Annotated in this window: 15 protein-coding genes; 1 reads left to right on the top strand and 14 read right to left on the bottom strand. The window is 70.1% G+C overall.

The genetic code is table 11. The annotated features are described in order from the left end of the window. Nucleotides 1-366: 366 nt before the first annotated feature. From IU476_RS12365 to IU476_RS12320, 11 genes are all read right to left on the bottom strand, one after another. Nucleotides 367-1,953, bottom strand: a complete 1,587-nt coding sequence (locus IU476_RS12365) for an FAD-dependent oxidoreductase (RefSeq protein ID WP_195099616.1) — start codon at nt 1,951-1,953, stop codon at nt 367-369. 13 nt (nt 1,954-1,966) lie between these two features. Next, the gene (locus IU476_RS12360) at nt 1,967-2,971 is read right to left on the bottom strand and encodes an AurF N-oxygenase family protein (protein ID WP_195099890.1); all 1,005 of its coding nucleotides are present in this window, start codon (nt 2,969-2,971) and stop codon (nt 1,967-1,969) included. Nucleotides 2,972-3,225: 254 nt separating this feature from the next. Further along, nucleotides 3,226-4,374 carry an Hsp70 family protein gene (locus IU476_RS12355; protein WP_195099614.1) on the bottom strand — a complete coding sequence of 383 codons (1,149 nt, stop codon included), beginning with the start codon at nt 4,372-4,374 and terminating at the stop codon, nt 3,226-3,228. Nucleotides 4,375-4,685: 311 nt separating this feature from the next. After that, on the bottom strand, nt 4,686-5,300 hold the full coding sequence (locus IU476_RS12350; protein ID WP_195099612.1) for a hypothetical protein: 615 nt from the start codon (nt 5,298-5,300) through the stop codon (nt 4,686-4,688). Nucleotides 5,301-5,546: 246 nt separating this feature from the next. Next, the gene (locus IU476_RS12345) at nt 5,547-6,542 is read right to left on the bottom strand and encodes a sulfate/molybdate ABC transporter ATP-binding protein (RefSeq protein WP_195099610.1); all 996 of its coding nucleotides are present in this window, start codon (nt 6,540-6,542) and stop codon (nt 5,547-5,549) included. Then, complete coding sequence (gene cysW / locus IU476_RS12340) at nt 6,539-7,348, bottom strand: sulfate ABC transporter permease subunit CysW (protein ID WP_195099609.1); 810 nt, start codon at nt 7,346-7,348, stop codon at nt 6,539-6,541. Before cysW ends, IU476_RS12345 begins: the two co-directional genes overlap by 4 nt. Further along, nucleotides 7,345-8,205, bottom strand: a complete 861-nt coding sequence (gene cysT, locus IU476_RS12335) for a sulfate ABC transporter permease subunit CysT (RefSeq protein ID WP_438944008.1) — start codon at nt 8,203-8,205, stop codon at nt 7,345-7,347. The genes cysW and cysT overlap by 4 nt, the downstream gene beginning before the upstream one ends. Nucleotides 8,206-8,251: 46 nt before the next feature. Continuing rightward, the gene (locus IU476_RS12330; RefSeq protein WP_195099607.1) at nt 8,252-9,301 is read right to left on the bottom strand and encodes a sulfate ABC transporter substrate-binding protein; all 1,050 of its coding nucleotides are present in this window, start codon (nt 9,299-9,301) and stop codon (nt 8,252-8,254) included. Nucleotides 9,302-9,497: 196 nt separating this feature from the next. Next, the gene (locus IU476_RS37035) at nt 9,498-9,587 is read right to left on the bottom strand and encodes an Ms4533A family Cys-rich leader peptide (RefSeq protein ID WP_324194030.1); all 90 of its coding nucleotides are present in this window, start codon (nt 9,585-9,587) and stop codon (nt 9,498-9,500) included. A 285-nt stretch (nt 9,588-9,872) separates the two neighbouring features. Then, nucleotides 9,873-10,139 (bottom strand): hypothetical protein, encoded by a 267-nt coding sequence (locus IU476_RS12325; protein ID WP_195099606.1) that lies wholly within the window; start codon nt 10,137-10,139, stop codon nt 9,873-9,875. 138 nt (nt 10,140-10,277) lie between these two features. After that, complete coding sequence (locus IU476_RS12320) at nt 10,278-10,508, bottom strand: hypothetical protein (RefSeq protein ID WP_195099605.1); 231 nt, start codon at nt 10,506-10,508, stop codon at nt 10,278-10,280. 365 nt (nt 10,509-10,873) lie between these two features. On the opposite strand from IU476_RS12320, the gene IU476_RS12315 reads away from it, so the two are divergent. Beyond that, nucleotides 10,874-12,784: a glycoside hydrolase family 15 protein gene (locus IU476_RS12315; RefSeq protein ID WP_228823608.1), complete on the top strand. Its 1,911-nt coding sequence runs from the start codon at nt 10,874-10,876 to the stop codon at nt 12,782-12,784. Nucleotides 12,785-12,797: 13 nt separating this feature from the next. Here IU476_RS12315 and IU476_RS12310 read toward each other — a convergent pair whose 3' ends face one another. The 3 genes from IU476_RS12310 to IU476_RS12300 form a co-directional block, all read right to left on the bottom strand. Further along, complete coding sequence (locus IU476_RS12310) at nt 12,798-13,067, bottom strand: hypothetical protein (RefSeq protein WP_195099604.1); 270 nt, start codon at nt 13,065-13,067, stop codon at nt 12,798-12,800. Nucleotides 13,068-13,144: 77 nt separating this feature from the next. Then, a complete protein-coding gene (locus tag IU476_RS12305; protein WP_195099603.1) occupies nt 13,145-14,935 on the bottom strand; it encodes a P-loop NTPase family protein in 1,791 nt (596 codons plus the stop codon). Next, nucleotides 14,932-17,808 carry a hypothetical protein gene (locus IU476_RS12300; RefSeq protein ID WP_195099601.1) on the bottom strand — a complete coding sequence of 959 codons (2,877 nt, stop codon included), beginning with the start codon at nt 17,806-17,808 and terminating at the stop codon, nt 14,932-14,934. Before IU476_RS12300 ends, IU476_RS12305 begins: the two co-directional genes overlap by 4 nt. Nucleotides 17,809-17,828 lie beyond the last annotated feature (20 nt).

The following is a 17,828-nucleotide window of genomic DNA, read 5'->3' as shown; positions in this document are numbered from 1 at the left end:
GTCCAAGTCGCCGAACGGGTTTCGGATCCGACAAGAACCGACAAGTCGGGGTGAAAACTGGCTACCTTTCAGTAATCTTCCCGACATACCGACCGGTGTGCTGTAGCGCGCCGCAAACGATCACCCGAAACCCGAATACCACCCGCACATTCCGAATGGCTGGAAGGTTGCCGCCCTGCCTCGCCGCCGCAATTCCGGCAGATCCCCCAACCCGAACGAACCGCTCGGTACTTCCGAATTCCCCATGCCCCAGGCCCACTCACACCCAATGGACAGCGCCCTGCCCGGGAATCGAAGCCCGGCAACGACGAACGCGCCCGGCTCCGCTCCTGAGGAAGCGGAACCGGGCGCGTTCGCGAGCAGCGGTCAGGCGCGAGCGAGCAGCTTGCGCTTCCACCACGGCCGGTCGGCGACGGCACCGCCGCGCACGGCCGCCGGATTGCGGGTCTCGATCAGCCGATCGAGATCGGCCGCACCACCGCGCGGCGTAGCCAGCCGCCCCGCGTTGAAGTCGTCGACCAGCTGCCGGATCGTCTGCTGCGCACAGGACTTGTTGGTGCCGATGAAGCCGGTCGGCCCGCGCTTGATCCAGCCGGTCACGTAGGTCGCGGGGACCACCGTGCCGCCGGGCGCGTCCAGCACCCGGCCCTCCTGGTTCGGGATCACGTTCGCGCGCTCGTCGAACGGGAGTCCGGGCAGCGCCACCCCGCGATAGCCGACGGAGGTGAGCACCAGTCCGGTGTCGAGGGTTTCGACCTCACCGGTACCGGCGGCGCGCACGGTGCCGTCCGCGTCGGTGCGAAGTTCGTTGCGCTCCAGCTCGATTCCGGTGACGCGGTCCGTCCCGGCCAGCGCGACCGGCGACGACAGGTACCGGAACACGATGCGCTTGCGGGCGCCGGTCGGCCGCTCGGCCACCCCGCGCAGCAGGCGCAGCTTCTGCTCCACCTTCTGCGGCAGCCCCGGAACCGCCTCGGGCACTTCGCCTTCCACGACGATGTCGACGTCCGCGCCGAGCAGGCCCACGAATTCCGGCACGGTGAACGCCGATTCGGCGGGACCGCGGCGTCCGACGACGACCACTTCCTCGATCTTGCTGTGCCGCAACGCCCGCAGCGCCGCGGGCGACACGTCCGTGCCGGCCAGCGTCTCGGGGTCCACGGTGAGAATCCGGGCGACGTCGAGCGCGACATTGCCGTTGCCGACGATCACCGCCCGCCGCTGCGACAGGTCGAACTCCCGGCCGGCGTGGTCGGGATGCCCGTTGTACCAGGCCACGAACTCGGTGGCGGACACGCTGCCGGGCAGGCCCTCACCGGGAATCCCGAGCTTGCGATCGGCCGAGGCGCCGACCGCGTACACCACCGCGTGGAAGTGGTCGAGCAGCTCGGCGTGCGAGACGTGCTCGCCCACGGCCACATTCAGGTACGACCCGAAACCGGGCTGGGCCGAGATGACGTCGAACAGTCGGCTCACCTGCCGGGTGCGGGCGTGATCGGGCGCGACGCCGTGCCGGGCCAGGCCGTAGGGCACCGGCAGCCGGTCGAAGACCGTCACCGTGACGCCCGGCTGGGTCAGCAGCTCGTCGGCGGCGTACATCGCCGACGGGCCCGAGCCGACGATCGCCACCCGCAGCGCGCCCCGCCCGGCCTCGACGACCGGCGCGGGGATCGGCTTGGCCAGCACCGGCCGCGGCCGGGCCTGGCGGTAGAAGTCGGCGTTGATCTCGATGAACGGCTTCTGCTCGTCGGTGAGCTTCTTCGACGAGGTGATCGCGTCCACCGGGCAGGCCGACGCGCAGGCGCCGCAGTCGACGCACGCCTGCGGGTCGACGTAGAGCATCTCCGCGGTCAGGAAGTCCGGCTCGTCGGGAGTCGGGTGGATGCAGTTGACCGGGCAGGCGTACACGCAGGAGGCGTCGCTGCAACACGACTGCGTGACCACGTAGGGCATCGCGGTCCGCCGCTCAGCCGGCCCGCGCGGCGCGCAGCGGCTCCGAGCGGTACCGGGTGGTGTGCCCGTCGATCTTCAGCAGCTTCCACACGGTCTTGGCGATCGGGTTCATCAAGCCGATGTCCTTGGCCAGCGCGCGCACGTCACCGAAGAAGTCGCTGAACTCCTGCTTGGCTTCCTTGGTGCCGTAGAACAGCTCCTTGCGCACGTAGTCCGGAATGTCGAATTCCTTCCAGAACGACCGCGGCGGGGTGTAGATCGAACGGCCCAGGATCCACATCACGATCGGCATCAGCAGCGACAGCGCGAACTTGTTCGCCTTGGACGTCTCCGGCACGTGAGTCTTGAGGAACTCGTGTGCGAAGGAGATGTGCCGCGCCTCCTCGGCCACGTGAATGGCCATGACGCCGCGCATGATCGGGTGAATTTCCTCGCCCGAGCGCAGGATCGCCTTCTGGATGTGGTCGATCGGCTCCTCGCCGGCGAGCACGGCCATGAAGAACAGGTTGGGGAACTTCGCGGCCACCGGCGCGCCGAGGTACTTGAACTTGCTGACCAGCGGGCCCATGCCCGGCACGTCCAGGCCGATCCGGTTGACCATCTCCTGGAACATCAGGGTGTGGTTGTGCTCCTCGATCATCTCGTGGGAGCAGTACCGGAACTCCGGCGAGCCGTTGGGCAGCCCGAAGTTGTGCGTCACCATGCCGCTGATCAGGATGGACTCGAACTGCAGGCCCACCTTGGCGACATTGGCCTGGCGATACTTGCCGATGGCGATCTTGCGCTCCAGCGGCTGCGCCTGATACCAGGGGTGGCGGCCGAGAACGTCACCGGATACCGGCAGCACCCAGCGCTCCTCGCCGGCGTCGGCGGCGAAGTCGGGGTTGTCCCAGTCGATGTCCTCGAAGGGGTCGAAATGCTTGTTGACCGAGCCCTCGGACAGCAGCATCAACTTCTGCGCGTACTCCTGAGCCTGGGCGACCACGGGGTCGACGTCGGGCGTCGCGGCAACAGACATCGTCGTCACAGCCTCTCCATCTCGCACTACTAACTGTGTCCCATAGTTACACCAACACCCGAGATGGTCAATAGCGAGGACGCACCGAGTCGGAATCGAGTGCACATTTGTACACCGAAGATCCGTCAGTGTGACGTCCCCGCGCAGGCCAGGGCGGCATCGCCGAACCCCTACCCCGCAGTACCGTGTCTCGGATCACGTTCACCGAGTACCTCACATGACGAGGCGTCACACGGTGGTGATCTTCGAAAGTTTCAGCGGTACAGATGAATCAGGCAGGAATCGGCCGTGATGGCGCCGATGCTGGCCTCGTCGCCGGCCACCGCCGTGGCCGCGAACAGCGCCCCCGCGGCCACCAATGTCGCGGTCACCGCCGCGCGGGTCAGGCGTCGGCCGGGCAGCAGCGCGCCCGCGCGGCCGATGCGGGACTGGCCGGAACTCCACCAGCTCCGGCGCGGGCCAACGACGCCGAACTCCTCCTCGGCGGCGCGCCGGGCGAGAATGGCCGCGCCCTCGGCGACCGTGCGTTCCGGGTCGGGCGCCACGATCACCGGGCGGGCGAGCGCGTCGGCGAGAACGCCCGCCACCTCGGGCGGGCGAGCCGCGCCGCCGATGACCAGGACGCGGTCGACGTCGGCCATCGTGACGTCGGCGACGCGCAGGCACCGATACACGACCTCAAGCGATTTGCGCACATGGGCGCGGCGGCGCTCGGTGATCACGGTGTCGGTGTCGGCGTCCGGATTCGCCGCCGATCGCCACGCGGAACCGGTCATTTGCGCGCCGAACGCGCGGCCGCCGAACTCGGTGGAGCGCAACGACTCTCCGACGACGGGATTGCCGGGGCTGCCCGCGCCGACCCGCACGAGGGTGACCCGCAGACCGGACCCGCCCAGGTCGTAGACCAGCGCCAGGCCGGGCATGAGGGGGCCGCAGGCGTCCTCCAGCCAGGCCGTCGCGGCGACGGGCTCGGCGGCGAGCATCGCGCGCTCCAGGCCGACGGCGTCCAGCGCCGCGCGCAGTTCGTCGACCCGGCGCCGCGGATATCCGGCCGGGTGCGTGACCGTAATGCCGTCCTCCGGAGCGGGTTCCGCGCCGCGCACGTCGGTCAGCACGCTGGCCGCGACCGTCGCCACCAGGTCGGCGGCCGACAGCGCGCGGTGGCCGACCCGCGCGGTCGGGGCCGAGCGCTGGGTCAGGTCGGCGAAATCGGTGATGGCGCGGCCGTGTCTGGGGATGCGGCCGACCCGCGCGGCGCCGGTGCTGTCGAAGGTGAGCGTGGTGCGCCAGGTCGCGGGCGGGCCGCTCGCGCGGCGGGCCGACCCCTTTCTGCCGCCGATCCCGCCCTCCACGGCGCACACCGTATTGACCGTGCCGATACTGACTCCGAGCCCAACCCGCATCAACGTCCCACCTCGATCGACGAACCGCAACCGAACCGTGATCCGAACTCGATCCAGGCAACCATTGTGCTGAGAAATTGCCAACCACCGGACAAGTGGTTGTCCGCAGGACCGCCGGTCTCGAGGGAGTCGGCGGAGCGTCGACAAGGTCAGCTCTCACCTGCGCGGTTGTTGATCTTCGGTGCGAGAGAAACAGTCTCGGCACCGAACACGCAGCGGCGATGGTCGATTTGCGGAAAGAAAGCTGCGGGGCGCGGTTCGCCCGGTCCGGAACGTACCGGCGAACGATTCTGCCGCACAACGCATCCGGTTCACTCGGCGAGAATGTCGCCGACCATGGCCGCGGCCTGCTCCTCCCACTGCGCGTAGGCCAGCGGGAACGCCGAGGCCTGGGTCTCCTGCGCCGACTGCCACAGCGGTAGCTCGGGGTAGTCCGGCACCCCGGCGGTCAGTGCGTCGAGGAAGGCCCCGGCAGCGTAGGCCGGGTCGGTCAGCTGCTCCGGCAGACCCCAGCCGGTCGAGGGTCGCTGCTGGAACAACCCCAGCGAGTCGGCGTCGACGGGCACGGTCAGATTCTCGAGCAGCGATTCCTGGAGCGCGGTGGCCAGCGCGATCACCGCCGCGTACACCGGCAGCGCCCGCTCGCGCGCCGCCGCGACGATCACCCGCGCGTTCTCCCACTGCGGCGGGCTCGGCGTGAAATGTTGCTGGGCGCCGACGGTTTCGCGCGGTGACAGTTCTTCGGGCGCGGGATCGGCGTAGGCGTCGCGCGGCGGCGCGGGCGCGACGAGGGGTTCGGCGAAGCGCCGGGTGAGTTCCGGTTCGGCCGCGACGGTCCGTTCGTACCGGGCGGCCTCGTGGCCGGTGACGATCGCGAGGGCACAGCAGGCGGCGACGGCCGCCAGTGATATTCGAGGAAATGGCATGGGAATGGGCTGTTTCTGTGCAGCCGGCGCTCCCCCACCGTGCCGCGGTCGTCAAAGCGCATGCGGCAGCGACGGAAATGACACGGACTACCCGGCGCACATTCCCGCCGGGCACGGGTATGCGATCGCGCGGCGCGCGACCCACGAGCTCACGGTCCTGACGACTGCGGAATTACTCGTTTTGCACGAGGTGTATTCGACCACATTCCCCGAATTAGAAACGCCATTTACCGTCGGCGTGTCGAATCAGCTCACCGGCAGGTCCGGAATTCGCGTCGCCCGCGCATAGACCGTTTCCCCGTCGGCCAGTCGCAGCGCCTCGGCGTCGCCGCGGGTGACCTGCGCGGTGAACAAATCACCGGTCGCCGCGTTGCGCAATTCCAGGCGCACCTCGAAACCCAGTCGCACCACGCGTTCCACCGTCGCCCGGGTGACACCGGACGATTCCGCGGTGCCCTCGTGCTCGGCCAGCGCCATGGCGGGATCGCGGCCGATCCGGATATCGTGCGGCCGCACCAGGTGCCCGTTCAATTTCGCCACCGCGCCCAGGAACGACATCACGAAATCGTTGGCCGGGCGGTCGTAGACGTCCTCGGGGCTGCCGACCTGTTCGATGCGGCCGGCGTTCATCACGGCGATCCGATCGGCCACGTCCAGGGCCTCCTCCTGGTCGTGGGTGACCAGCACGGTGGTCACGTGCACTTCCTCGTGCAGCCGCCGCAGCCATTTGCGCAGATCGTGGCGGACTTTCGCGTCCAGGGCGCCGAACGGCTCGTCCAGCAGCAGCACCTGCGGATCCACCGCGAGCGCGCGAGCCAGCGCCATGCGCTGCCGCTGACCGCCGGACAATTGCGCCGGATAACGGTGCTGGAAGCCGTCCAGACCGACGATGCCGAGCAATTCGTCGACGCGTTTCGCGATCTCGGCCTTGGGCCGCTTACGAATCTTCAACCCGAATGCCACATTGTCGCGCACGGTCATGTGCTTGAACGCGGCGTAATGCTGGAAGACGAATCCGATATCCCGCTTCTGCGGCGCCAGCCGGGTCACGTCGCGCCCGGCGATGGTCACCACGCCGGAATCCAGCGATTCCAATCCGGCGATCGAGCGCAACAGCGTGGACTTACCGGAACCGGACGGTCCGAGGAGCGCGGTCAGCTCGCCCGAGGGAATCTCGAGGCTGACGTCGTCGAGCGCGGCGAACGAGCCGTAGCGTTTGTTCGCATTGGTCACGGTGATCATTTGGCAGTGCCCCGCTTGCGTTCGAGGAGAGTCATCAGAATGAGGGTGACGAGCGCGAGGCCCATCAGCAGGGTCGCCGCACAATAGGCGCCGAAGGTGTTGTGGTCGTTGATGTACCGGCCGTGCACGAGCAGGGTGAGCGTCTGCGAGATGCCGGGCAGCGCGGAGGACACCATGATCACCGCGCCGAACTCGCCGAGCGCGCGGGCCACGGTGAGCACGATGCCGTAGGTCAGGCCCCACCGGATGGCCGGCAGCGTGATGCGCCAGAAGGTCTGCCACCGGTTGGCGCCGAGCGTGGTGGCGGCCTGCTCCTGATCGTCGCCGATCTCGTGCAGCACCGGGACCACCTCGCTGACCACGAACGGCAACGTCACGAACAGGGTGGCGATCACCATGCCGGGCAGCCCGAAGATCACCCGGAAGCCGAGGCTCTCGACACCGCCGAACCAGCCGCCGGCGCCCCACAGCATGATCAGCGAGACGCCCACCACCACCGGCGACACCGCGAACGGCAGGTCCACCACGCCCTGGATCAGGGTGCGGCCGGGGAAGTTCCCGCGCACCAGCGCGATCGCGGTGAGCACACCGAACACCACGTTGAGCGGCACGACGATGGCCACGATCAGGATCGACAGGTTGAACGCCGAGACGGCCGCGGGCGTGCTGATCGAATCGATGAACGCGCCGATGCCCCGCTCGAAGCTGCGCCACAGGATGATGACCAGCGGTGCCACCAGCAGCACCAGCAGGTACGCGAGCGCGATCACACGCAGCGAGATCCGGGTCGGGAGAGACAGTTTCATCGGCTCGCCTGCTCCTTGCGTGCGGTGCGGTCCGCCAGCACCCGCAGCACCAGCAGCGCGACGAACGAGATCGCCAGCAGCGCCACCGACACCGCGGCGGCGTTGACCGGCCGGTCCACCTCGATCTGCTGCTGGATGTACTGCGAGGTCATCTGGGTCTCGCCGGGGATGTTGCCGCCGATCAGCACCACCGAGCCGTACTCGCCGATGGCGCGGGCGAAGGCCAGGCCGCCGCCGGAGATGATCGCGGGCAGCAGGGTGGGCAGCACGACCAGCCGGAACGTGGTCCAGTTGTCCGCGCCCAGCGACGTGGCTGCCTGCTCCACCTCGCGGTCCGCCTCGATGAGCACCGGCTGCACCGAGCGCACCACGAACGGCAGCGTCACGAACGCCAGCGCGACCACCAGGCCGGGCTCGGTGGCGTTGAGGTGCACGCCGACCGGGCTCTGCGGGCCGTACAGCGACAGCAGCACGATGCTGGCGACGATGGTGGGCAGCGCGAACGGCAGGTCGATCAGCGCGTTCACGATGCCCTTGCCCGGGAAGTCGTCGCGCACCAGCACCCACGCGACCAGGGTGCCCATCACCACGTTGAGCAGTGCCACCACGGCCGAGACCAGCACCGTGACCCGCAGCGAGTCCAGCGCCGCGGGTGCGGTGACGGCGTCCCAGAAGCCCGACCAGCCGTCGTCGAAGGAGTGGAAGGTCAGCGCGGCCAGCGGCAGCAGCACGATCACGCTCAGCCACAGCACCGCGATCGCGGCGCCGAGCGGACCGGTCGCGCCGGTGACCCGCAGCAGCGAGCGGCCGCGCGGCGCCTTCGGCGTGACGCCGGGAACAGCGGTCCCGGCGTCGATACTGCTCTCAGTCACAGTAATCGAGTATCCCGTGTGCTCGGTCGGGCTACTTGGTGGCCTTGTCGTAGATCTGCGCCACGCTGCCGGAGCCCTGCGTGAACAGATCCTTGTCGACGGTCTTCCAGCCACCCAGGTCGTCGATCGTCCACAGCTTCTGCGGCGTCGGGAAGTCCTTGCCGAACTCGGCCGCGACGGCGGGATCGACGGGCCGGAATCCGGCCTTGCCCCAGGCCTTCTGGCCCTCGGTGGTGTACAGGAAGTCCTTGAAGGCGACGGCCTTGTCCAGGCTCTTGCTGTTCTTCAGCACCGCGACGGGATTCTCGATCTTGAAGGTGGTGGGCGGCACGACGTGCTCGATCGGGTCGCCGTTGCGCTCGGAGAAGATGGCCTCGTTCTCGTAGCTGAGCAGCACGTCGCCGGTGCCCTGCAGGAAGGTCTCGGTCGCCTCGCGGCCCGACTTCGGCTGCACCTTGACGTGGTCCTTGGAGATCAGCTGGCTCAGGTAGTCGAGGCCGGCCTGCGGGTTCTTGCCGCCCTCGCTCTTGGCGGCGTAGGGCGCCAGCAGGTTCCATTTGGCCGAGCCGGAGCTGAACGGGTTGGGGGTGACCACCTCGACGCCGGGCTTCAGCAGGTCGTCCCAGTCCTTGATGCCCTTGGGGTTGCCCTTGCGGACCGCGATGACGACGACCGAGCCGAACGGAATGCCCTTGTGCGCGTCGGCATTCCAGCTCGCGTCGACCAGGCCCGCGTCGACCAGGCGGGTGATGTCGGGCTCGACGGAGAAGTTCACCACGTCGGCCTGGGCGCCGTCCTTCACCTTGCGCGACTGGTCGCCCGAGGCGCCGTAGGACTGCTGGATCTGCACGCCCTTGCCCGCGTCGGTCTTGTTGAACTCGGGGATCACCTTGTCGAAGCCCGGCTTGGGCACGGCGTAGGCGTAGAGGTTCAGCGTGCCGCCGCTGCCGTCGGCCGCGGGCCCACCGCTGGTGCTGTCGCTGGCCCCGCCGCTGCAGGCGGTGAGGGTGAGCGCCGCCAGCGCGGTGAACGCGACGGCGAGCTGACGTCGGCGCGAGAAGAGCCGTGTGTTGCGAGACATCGGGTGGGCCTTTCCTCATTCCCGCCAGCACTGGGAATGCTCGGGGATGGCGGGTCGATATGGTTGCCGAGTAGACCTGACGCGAAAATTTGCGGCAGTGGCGCGACTGCGGCACGAAACCGCCGGAAACGGGATATCTCTGCGAAAGATTGCGCGCCAGTCTACTGGGAGGACTCGCAGACACCCCGATCTGCCGTCAGCGACAGTGGATGTCCGCGACCACGAGGCAGCCGACTGCGATCAACGCCAATTCATGGCGGACCTGCGGCAAAACACTCGATGACACGGGCAAACTGTAGCAGAGCAGAATCGACGCCCGCTAATCGAACGATAACGAACCGTGTGAACCGAATGTCCGGTCCGGACCGCGCCCGCCGCGGTTTCGACCGGGATGCCGATGGGTGGCTGGACGCGGCACCGGGTCCGTCTCAGGAGAGCTTCGACGCCCCTCGGCCGCACGGTGCGCGACCGCGGCCGCGAAGCCGGGGTCGCGGTGCGCACCGTGGGACAAGGGTGAGCGGGTGACGAAACTCGGAAAAGTGTTGGAGCGTAAGGGATCGGCCTCAGCCGGTCACTCGTCCTCGACCTCCGGCGGGCTCTCGAGCAGGTCGATGATCCACTCCTCGGTGGCCGTCTCCTCGCCGTCCTCGGTGGTCTCCTCGACCCGGAGCTGGTTGTGCAGCCGCACGCCCAGGCCGAGCACCTGCGCGGCCCGCACCATCTCCACCGCCTCCTCCGGCGAGGCGTAGTGGGTGGCGAGCAGGCGCGGTCCCTCGTCGAGCTCGTCGGAGTCGTCCAGCAACTGAGTGATCTCCGCGAATTCCTCATCGGTTGACATGCCGTGCACAGTACCTCAGCGGTCAGCAGCCAGGCGACGATCACCAGCACCAGCAGCGCGACCAGCGCCAGCTGCACGCGCGAGCGCGGCATCACGCACCGTCCCTTCCGGCACCCGCGGCGCCCGCGGTGAACCCGGTCACGCCGCCTCCTCGCGCATCGGCCGCGCGGGCTCCCCGCCGCTCTCCCGAGCCTGGTTCCGGTCGCGGCCCAGCAGCCGCAGCACCACCCGCAGGCCGCGGTCGAGCAGGAAGGCGATGGCGAAGCTGGCCGGGAGCGCCCCGATCATCACCACCAGGAATTGCGGAAGGAACGGCAGGCCGGCGACCCACAGTTCGAAGCCGTCCCACCAGCCAGCAATGCGATGCACCTCCCCAGCCTAATCTTTTGGCGCCGCCTTCGGCGTCGCGGGTTTGCGGCGCCTGTGTGGCTCGGTTTTCGGCGACCGCCGCTTGCTCCTTCGTCGCGGCGCGGCGGTCGCCGAAAACCGAGCCGCGCCGCAAACCTCGTCGGTGTTCGGATCGGGGGATGTGGGCCGGATGGTTTTGCGGGGTGGGGGCCTTCCCACTGTGGACGTGGGGTGCTTGCGCGTCGATGATGGTTGCTATGTCGTCCTACGATGAACCGATCAGCGACGCTCCCGGGATGGCTTCGCCGCTGGAACCCGCGGTTCCGCGGGACGCGCTCGAGGATGTGACCGACGCGTCGCCGGCGGGCGGGTTCATTCCGGCGACGATGGGGACCACGCATCGGTCGGCGTATCCGCCCATCGACGACTACGCGTTCCTGTCCGATTGCGAATCGAGCTGCCTGATCGCGCGCAACGGGTCGGTGGAGTGGATGTGCCTGCCGCGGCCGGACTCGCCCAGCGTGTTCGGCGCGATGCTGGATCGCAGCGCGGGGCACTTCCGGGTCGGGCCGTACGGGGTGAACGTGCCCGCCGCGCGGCGCTACCTGCCCGGCGGCATGATCGTGGAGACCACCTGGCAGACCGAGACCGGCTGGCTGATCGTGCGCGACGCGCTGGTGCTCGGGCCCTGGCACAACACCGACAAGCGCAGCCGCACCTACCGGCGCACCCCGCGCGACTGGGACGCCGAGCACATCCTGCTGCGCACCGTGAAGTGCGTGAGCGGCGTGGTCGAGCTGGAGCTGATCTGCGAGCCCTCCTTCGACTACCACCGCGGCGTGGCCGCCTGGAACTACACCGGCCAGGTCTACGAGCAGGCCACCGCCAGCTGCGCGGACGTCCCCGAGGCTCCCGAGCTGACCCTCACCACCGACATGCGGCTGGGCCTGGAGGGCCGCTCGGCGCAGGCGCGCACCCGGATGCAGGAGGGCGACGAGGTGTTCGTGGCCCTGTCCTGGTCACCGCTGCCGCCGCCGCGCACCTTCGCCGAGGCCGCGCAGAAGATGTGGGCCACCACCGAGTACTGGCGGCAGTGGATCACGCTCGGCAAGTTCCCGGACCACGAATGGCGGGGCTACCTGCAGCGCAGCGCGCTCACCCTGAAGGGACTGACCTACGCCCCGACCGGGGCGCTGCTCGCCGCGGCCACCACCTCACTGCCGGAAACCCCTGGCGGAGAACGCAACTGGGACTACCGCTACAGCTGGGTGCGGGACTCCACCTTCGCGCTGTGGGGCCTGTACACGCTCGGCCTCAACCGCGAGGCCGACGATTTCTTCGCCTTCCTCTACGACGTCGCCAACGGCGAGAACGGGGATTCGCTGCCGCTGCAGGTGCTCTACGGCATCGGCGGCGAACGCGAGATCACCGAGTACGAGCTCGGGCACCTGCACGGGTACGACGGCGCGCAGCCCGTCCGCGTCGGCAACGACGCGTATCAGCAGGACCAGCACGACATCTGGGGCACCATCCTGGACTCGGTCTACCTGCACGTGAAATCGCGCCAGCAGGTGCCGGAATCGCTGTGGCCCATCCTGGAACGCCAGGTGCAGGCCGCGATCGAGCACTGGCGCGAACCCGACCGCAGCCTGTGGGAGGTGCGCGGCGAACCGCAGCACTTCACCTCGTCGAAGGTGATGTGCTGGGTGGCGCTGGACCGCGGCGCGAAACTGGCCGAGATGCACGGCGAGTACGACTATGCCGAGAAGTGGCACGACCTCGCCGCCGAGATCCACGCCGACGTCCTCGACCACGGGGTGAACGCGGACGGCGTCTTCACCCAGACCTACGGCGGCGACACCCTCGACGCCTCGCTGCTGCTGGTGCCGCTGCTGCGGTTCCTGCCGCCGGACGACGCGCGGGTGCGCAAGACGGTGCTGGCCATCGCCGACGACCTCACCGAACAGGGCCTGGTGCTGCGCTACCGCACCGAATCGACCGACGACGGCCTGAGCGGCGCGGAGGGCACCTTCACCATCTGCTCGTTCTGGCTGGTCTCGGCGCTGGTGGAGATCGGCGAGGTGCAGCGGGCGCGGCATCTGCTGGAGCGGCTGCTCGGCTACTCCAGCCCGCTCAAGCTCTACGCCGAGGAGATCGACCCGCGCTCGGGCCGGCATCTGGGCAACTTCCCACAGGCCTTCACGCACCTGGCGCTGATCAACGCCGTCATGCACGTGATCCGCGCGGAGGAGTCGGTGGGCGCGGGTGAATTCCACCCGGCGCACCGGGCGGGATGAGCTGCGGCGATCCTCAGCGCTGCGCGGGCGCCTGCCCGCCGGTCGGCGTGCACTTGATCGTGTCGAACTTGGCCTGGCCCCGCCACTCCGGCCGCGCCCGCAGCCGCGCCTGCGACACGCCCTGCCGCGCCTCCACCACGACCGGCTCCAACTGCTGACCGTCGTAGGCCTGCGCCGTGCAGGTGTAGGTCGGCACGGCCTGCGCCGCCGGCGCCACCGCCACGGCGAGCGCCGATCCGAACAACAGGGCGACCGGTAATCCGGCGACGAGTTTGGTACGCACAACGACTCCATCCCGCGACAACACGTTCGGCCAGGTAACTTACCCCACCCGCCCGCGGGCGGCAGGGGTTACGGGCGTCAGAGGGCGTCGGCGCGTTCGCGGATGTCGCGGAGGCGGACCAGGGTTTTCTCGATTTCGGTGAGGCGGCGGTCGCGGCTCTCCGGGGAGTGCACGGCGGCGGCTTCCTCGGCGGCGCGCAGGGATTCGTCGACCGAGCGCAGGGTCTGGTTGGCGATCTCGGTGAAGTGGTCGCGCAGGGTGCGCTGCACGTTGCGCAGGCGGAACCGCGACTCCTTGCTGACCTGGAAGATCACGTCGTCCATCAGGCGCGCCACGGCGACCTTCGCCTCCGACCGGCGACGGTCCAGGCGCATCTTGCGGTCCTCCCACAGCGCGTTCACGCCCAGGATCGCCGCGGCCGCACCGGAGTACCAGTTGACCAGGGGCATGTTCAGCAGGGTGGTGAGCACGCCGACCATCAGCAGCCCGCCGTAGGAACCGCGCATCGCGTTCAGAAACGATTGCGTGACACTGACTTTCGCGCTGCCCAGCGGTTCCAGCGAGGCCACCGGTTCGAGCACCTCGCCCGGATTCTCCAGCCGCATGTCCGGCAGCGGCACGTCCCAGTCGGTGTGCGGGAACTTCTCCGACACCTGCTCGGCCAGCTCGATCGAGCGGTAGTGCGCGATGACGAAGTTCTCCTCCACAGCCTCGCAGATGCGGGCGTCCAGGTCGGCGCCGAACTCCTGCCAGCGGCGCGCCGGGTCGCGCTTGCCGATCTCGGTCTCGGCCTCCCGGATCAGGGTGCGCAGCCGGTGCCGCAGGTCGTGCTCGATGTCGGCCATCAGCTCCGAGCAGCCGTCGGCCAGCGTGACCTGCCAGTTCGACGAGCGCTGCCGCAGTTCGTCGGCCTCGGCGCGAGCCGCGCGCAACTGCTCGGTGAGTTCGCTGCGCCGCCGCGGGTCGCGCAGCGTCTCCGCCTCGGTGCGCAGCGCCATCGCCAAATGGTCTGTGCAGGTGCGGATGTCGCGCACCGCGGCCTCGCGGGCGACCACGTCCGCGCGGCCCAGCACATACTCGCGCAGATGGTCCAGCAGCTGCGGCACACCCGACTCGAGATCGCGGCGCTGATCGCCGGCCGCGCGCAGATGCAGTTCGGCGGAGATGGGCGCGACCGCGAAACCCAGTCCCGCCGCGTCCAGCAGCGACCGGTTGCGCTGCTGCACCCGGGCCCAGTACGGATACCGATCGATCTTGTTGAGCACGCACACCACGGTGGGACATACCTGCTGGATGCGCTCGAGCAACGCGATCTGGTCGGCGGTGTACTCGGCCCCGGCGTCGGCGACGTAGAGCACGGCGTCGGCGGCGGCGATGAGCGACCAGGTGGTCGGGGTGTCGGCGGGCGCGCCGGGCGCGTCCATCACCACGAAGCCCTCGGCCAGCAGCGGGCTGGGTTCGGTGAACTCGGCGCGAATCACGCCCTCGGCGGCCAGCGCGGGTCCCGGATCGAGCGGGTCGACGGACTGCCGCTCGGTGCGGCCGCCGCCGATCGAACGGACCAGGGTGGCCGTGGCCCGCGGACCGTATTCGGCGATGGCCGGGACGCTGATCGAGCTGTCGGTCGGGCTGATCACCGTCCCGACCAAGCCGTTGACCAGCGTGCTCATCCCGTTCTTGGGCTCGCCGACCACGACCAGCCGCACCCGCGGATCGGCGACGCGGGACCGCGCCATGCCCACCCGGGCGGACAGGTCGGCGCGGCCGGCCGCGCGGGTCTGGTCGAGCAGTTCGTCGAGCAGACCCCGCAGCGGCGCCATCGCGTCCGGATGCTTGGCGGCGGAGTCCACTGCGGCCGCTCCGGTCACAGCATGATGTGGTGGTCGGTGACGAGATGCAGTGCCGGGTGATCGAGCGCCGCGGCGTCCGGGCCGGGCAGCAGCGGGTTCGACAGGCCGCCGTGGTCGGCGGTGGACAGGCCCGCGTGCTGGACCGAGGGCCAGCCGGCGTCGGCCGAATCCGCCTGGTACGACATCGGTTTCACCGGGTGCACGCCGTTGGGGGCCGGGTCCACGGTGGTCGGCGGCTTCACGGTCGGCGGCGGGGTGATCGGCTGCGTGTGGGTCGCGATGCCGCCGCTGTCGCCGGTGTCCGGCTGCACCGGCTTGCTGATGCTGGGGACCGTGGGGGCATGACTGGGCATCGTAGTGGGGTTCGACGCGGTCGGTTCGTGCGAGGGCACGTCGTGGGTGGGGACCGTCGCGGTCGGCCCGTCACCGTCGGAGGTGGTGGGCCGGTGCGGGGCGCCGCCGGGCTGGTCGGAGTCGGTGTCGCGCGGCAGCGTCACGGTCGGGGTGACGCTGGTGGCGTCCGAATCGCGGGTGCCGCTCGCGCCGGTGGACGTGCCCGGGCGGGTCGACGCGTCCGGGCGGGTGGTGTCCGGCGTCGTGACGTCGGGGCGCGTGGTGTCCGGCGTCGTGACGTCCGGCCGCGTGGTTCCCGGCTCGGTGGGCGTGACCGTGGTCGAGTGGCCCGGGCCGAAGATGGGCAGGCCCGGCAGGCCGGTCTCCGTCCCGGGCGACGGCGTGGCGCCGGTGGTCGTGCCGGAGCCGCCGACGTGCGGGCCGGTCGAGGGCGCGGTGGTGCCGGTCAGCGTCTGCGCGCCGGTGGACGGCGATCCGGACGCGTCGTCGTGCGGCTTCCCCGTGCCGACGTGCCCGGGCCGTTCGGGCCCCTGGTCGAACAGCGCCGGCGCGGCGAAGGCCGGCACGGTCAGCGGCGACGGACCCGCGTGCGCCACCAGCACATTCGCGATCGGATGCGAGGCCGCCTCGGGCTGGATAGTGGTCTGCAACGGCGTGGCGGCCACCGGCTGCGCGATCACCGGCATCGGCGGCGGGGGCGCGACCGGCGCGGGCACCGCCGTAATCGGTTGCGCCACAGCCACAACCGGCATGGGCGCCGGACTCGGCGCCACCATCGGCGCAGGCGCCAGGGACGCGGGCAACGCGGCAGGCGCCACCGCCGGAGCCACCACACCCGGCGCTACCACACCCGGTGCCACAGCACCCGGCGCTGCTCCCGGTGCCACAGCGCCCGGCGATACCGCACCCGGTGCTACAGCGCCGGGAGCCACAGCACCTGGGGCCATCGCACCCGCAGCCGCCCCCGGAACAGGCGCACCCGCCGCCAAACCCTGCGACCCCGGATGCCCTCCCCCAGCCGAACCACTGTGCGCACTACCAGGAAGCCCTCCCCCCGAACCACCATGCACAGCACCGGAATGCGCCGAACCACCCTGCGCGGAGCCAGGCTGAGCTTCCGCCGCAACACCGTGCGCGGTACCGGCGGGCCCGCCGAACGCGGACCCCGGCTGAGCTCCCGCTGGGCCGCCCAGCACCGATCCGGAGTGAGTTCCCGCCGAGCCATCCACCGCGGACCCGGGGTGAGCCCCACCTGGTCCGCCGAACGCGGAACCGGGGTGCGCCGCGGCCGCGGGGTCCTGCGACGAGCTGGAAAGCGCGCCCGGACCACCGTGCGTGGAGACGGGGTGCGCTCCGAAGCCATCTTGTCCGGAGCCGGGATGTGTGGTCGGGTCGCTGGGGGTGGGGCCGGCGTGCGCTCCCGACAGCACCGAGCCGTCGTCCGCGCCGTGTGTGAAGCCCAGGCCGGGGAGCAGGCCGTCGATGCCGTTCGAGGACCCGGGGTCGGTGCCGCCGAGCCAGTCGCCGTAGTGGTCGAGTTGCTGGCCGACGTCGCCGACGGCGATGTCCAGTTGCGCGCTGCCGGTGATCCAGATGCCGTCCAGGCCGATGTGGGCGTCGAGGTGCGACTCGGTGTCGAAGAACACGCCCACCATGTGACCGTCGCCGATGCCGTCGAAGGCGTGCCCGGCCGCGGGATCCGTCCCGTCGGGCAGGCCGAAACCGTTGGCGCCCAAGCCGTTCATGCCCGGCAGGTGCAGGCCGGCGGTCCCGGGCAGACCCAGACCGGGGCCGAAGTTGTGCGCGGGGTGCGGCTCGCCGACGCCGAACCACCGGGATCCCTCGGAGTCCTCGGACTCGGCCGCCCGGCCGGTGCTCGAGGCGACGTCGCCGACCGTGCCGCTGGTCGGATGCGTCAGGTACCCGGGCAGGTCGAAACCTCCGTCGCCGAGTCCGGGCAGACCCGGCAGCCCGAAGCCCGGGTCGCTGAGCGATCCGAACGGAAGCGTGCCGGAATCGCCGTACTCGGGCGCGGTGGAGTGACCTGAACCGGGCGCGTGCGACTGCGCCTGCGATCCGCCGGGCGTCACCGAGGGCGAGTACCCGTCGCCGGTCGGATGGGAGTACCAGTACCCGCCGCCGTTGAAAGAGCCGTCCGGCGTGGAGAATCCGAAGCCCCCGTCCTGCTGCGGCGCCGCCCACTGATTCGGCGCGGCGGGCGCGGGTGCGGCGGCGGGCGGCGGGGCAGTCTTGCCCAGCACGGGAGGCGGCACCGAGTCCGGGTCCGGATCGGGATAGGTGACCACGGGGCTGGGCGCGTCCGGATGCGGATCGTTGGGGACCAGGCCGGTGATGCGGCTGGTGTGCGACTCGTTGGTGGGCGCCGGTGAACCGTTCGATGCGATCAGCGCACCACCGGTGACATACGCCCCCGCCCTGGCCACCCGCGCGACTCCCGTCGCCACTCGGTACGCGGCGTCGCTCGCGTGCTGGCCCGTGCCCGGATCGTCGTCCTCCGTGGGCAGGTCACGCGTCATACAAGCTCCGCTCTCAGGTG

This window comes from Nocardia blacklockiae (assembly GCF_015477355.1).
Taxonomy (GTDB): Bacteria; Actinomycetota; Actinomycetes; order Mycobacteriales; family Mycobacteriaceae; genus Nocardia; species Nocardia blacklockiae.
Note: the sequence above shows the minus strand (reverse complement) of the source record. Positions and strands in the feature narration are given on the sequence as shown.

Excerpts from the sequence above, each read along its gene's own strand:
- IU476_RS12365 (WP_195099616.1), bottom strand. The coding sequence starts at position 1,953 with ATGCCCTACGTGGTCACGCAGTCGTGTTGCAGCGACGCCTCCTGCGTG.
- IU476_RS12360 (WP_195099890.1), bottom strand. The coding sequence starts at position 2,971 with ATGTCTGTTGCCGCGACGCCCGACGTCGACCCCGTGGTCGCCCAGGCT.
- IU476_RS12355 (WP_195099614.1), bottom strand. The coding sequence starts at position 4,374 with ATGCGGGTTGGGCTCGGAGTCAGTATCGGCACGGTCAATACGGTGTGC.
- IU476_RS12350 (WP_195099612.1), bottom strand. The coding sequence starts at position 5,300 with ATGCCATTTCCTCGAATATCACTGGCGGCCGTCGCCGCCTGCTGTGCC.
- IU476_RS12345 (WP_195099610.1), bottom strand. The coding sequence starts at position 6,542 with ATGATCACCGTGACCAATGCGAACAAACGCTACGGCTCGTTCGCCGCG.
- cysW (WP_195099609.1), bottom strand. The coding sequence starts at position 7,348 with ATGAAACTGTCTCTCCCGACCCGGATCTCGCTGCGTGTGATCGCGCTC.
- IU476_RS12330 (WP_195099607.1), bottom strand. The coding sequence starts at position 9,301 with ATGTCTCGCAACACACGGCTCTTCTCGCGCCGACGTCAGCTCGCCGTC.
- IU476_RS12325 (WP_195099606.1), bottom strand. The coding sequence starts at position 10,139 with ATGTCAACCGATGAGGAATTCGCGGAGATCACTCAGTTGCTGGACGAC.
- IU476_RS12315 (WP_228823608.1), top strand. The coding sequence starts at position 10,874 with ATGGGGACCACGCATCGGTCGGCGTATCCGCCCATCGACGACTACGCG.
- IU476_RS12300 (WP_195099601.1), bottom strand. The coding sequence starts at position 17,808 with ATGACGCGTGACCTGCCCACGGAGGACGACGATCCGGGCACGGGCCAG.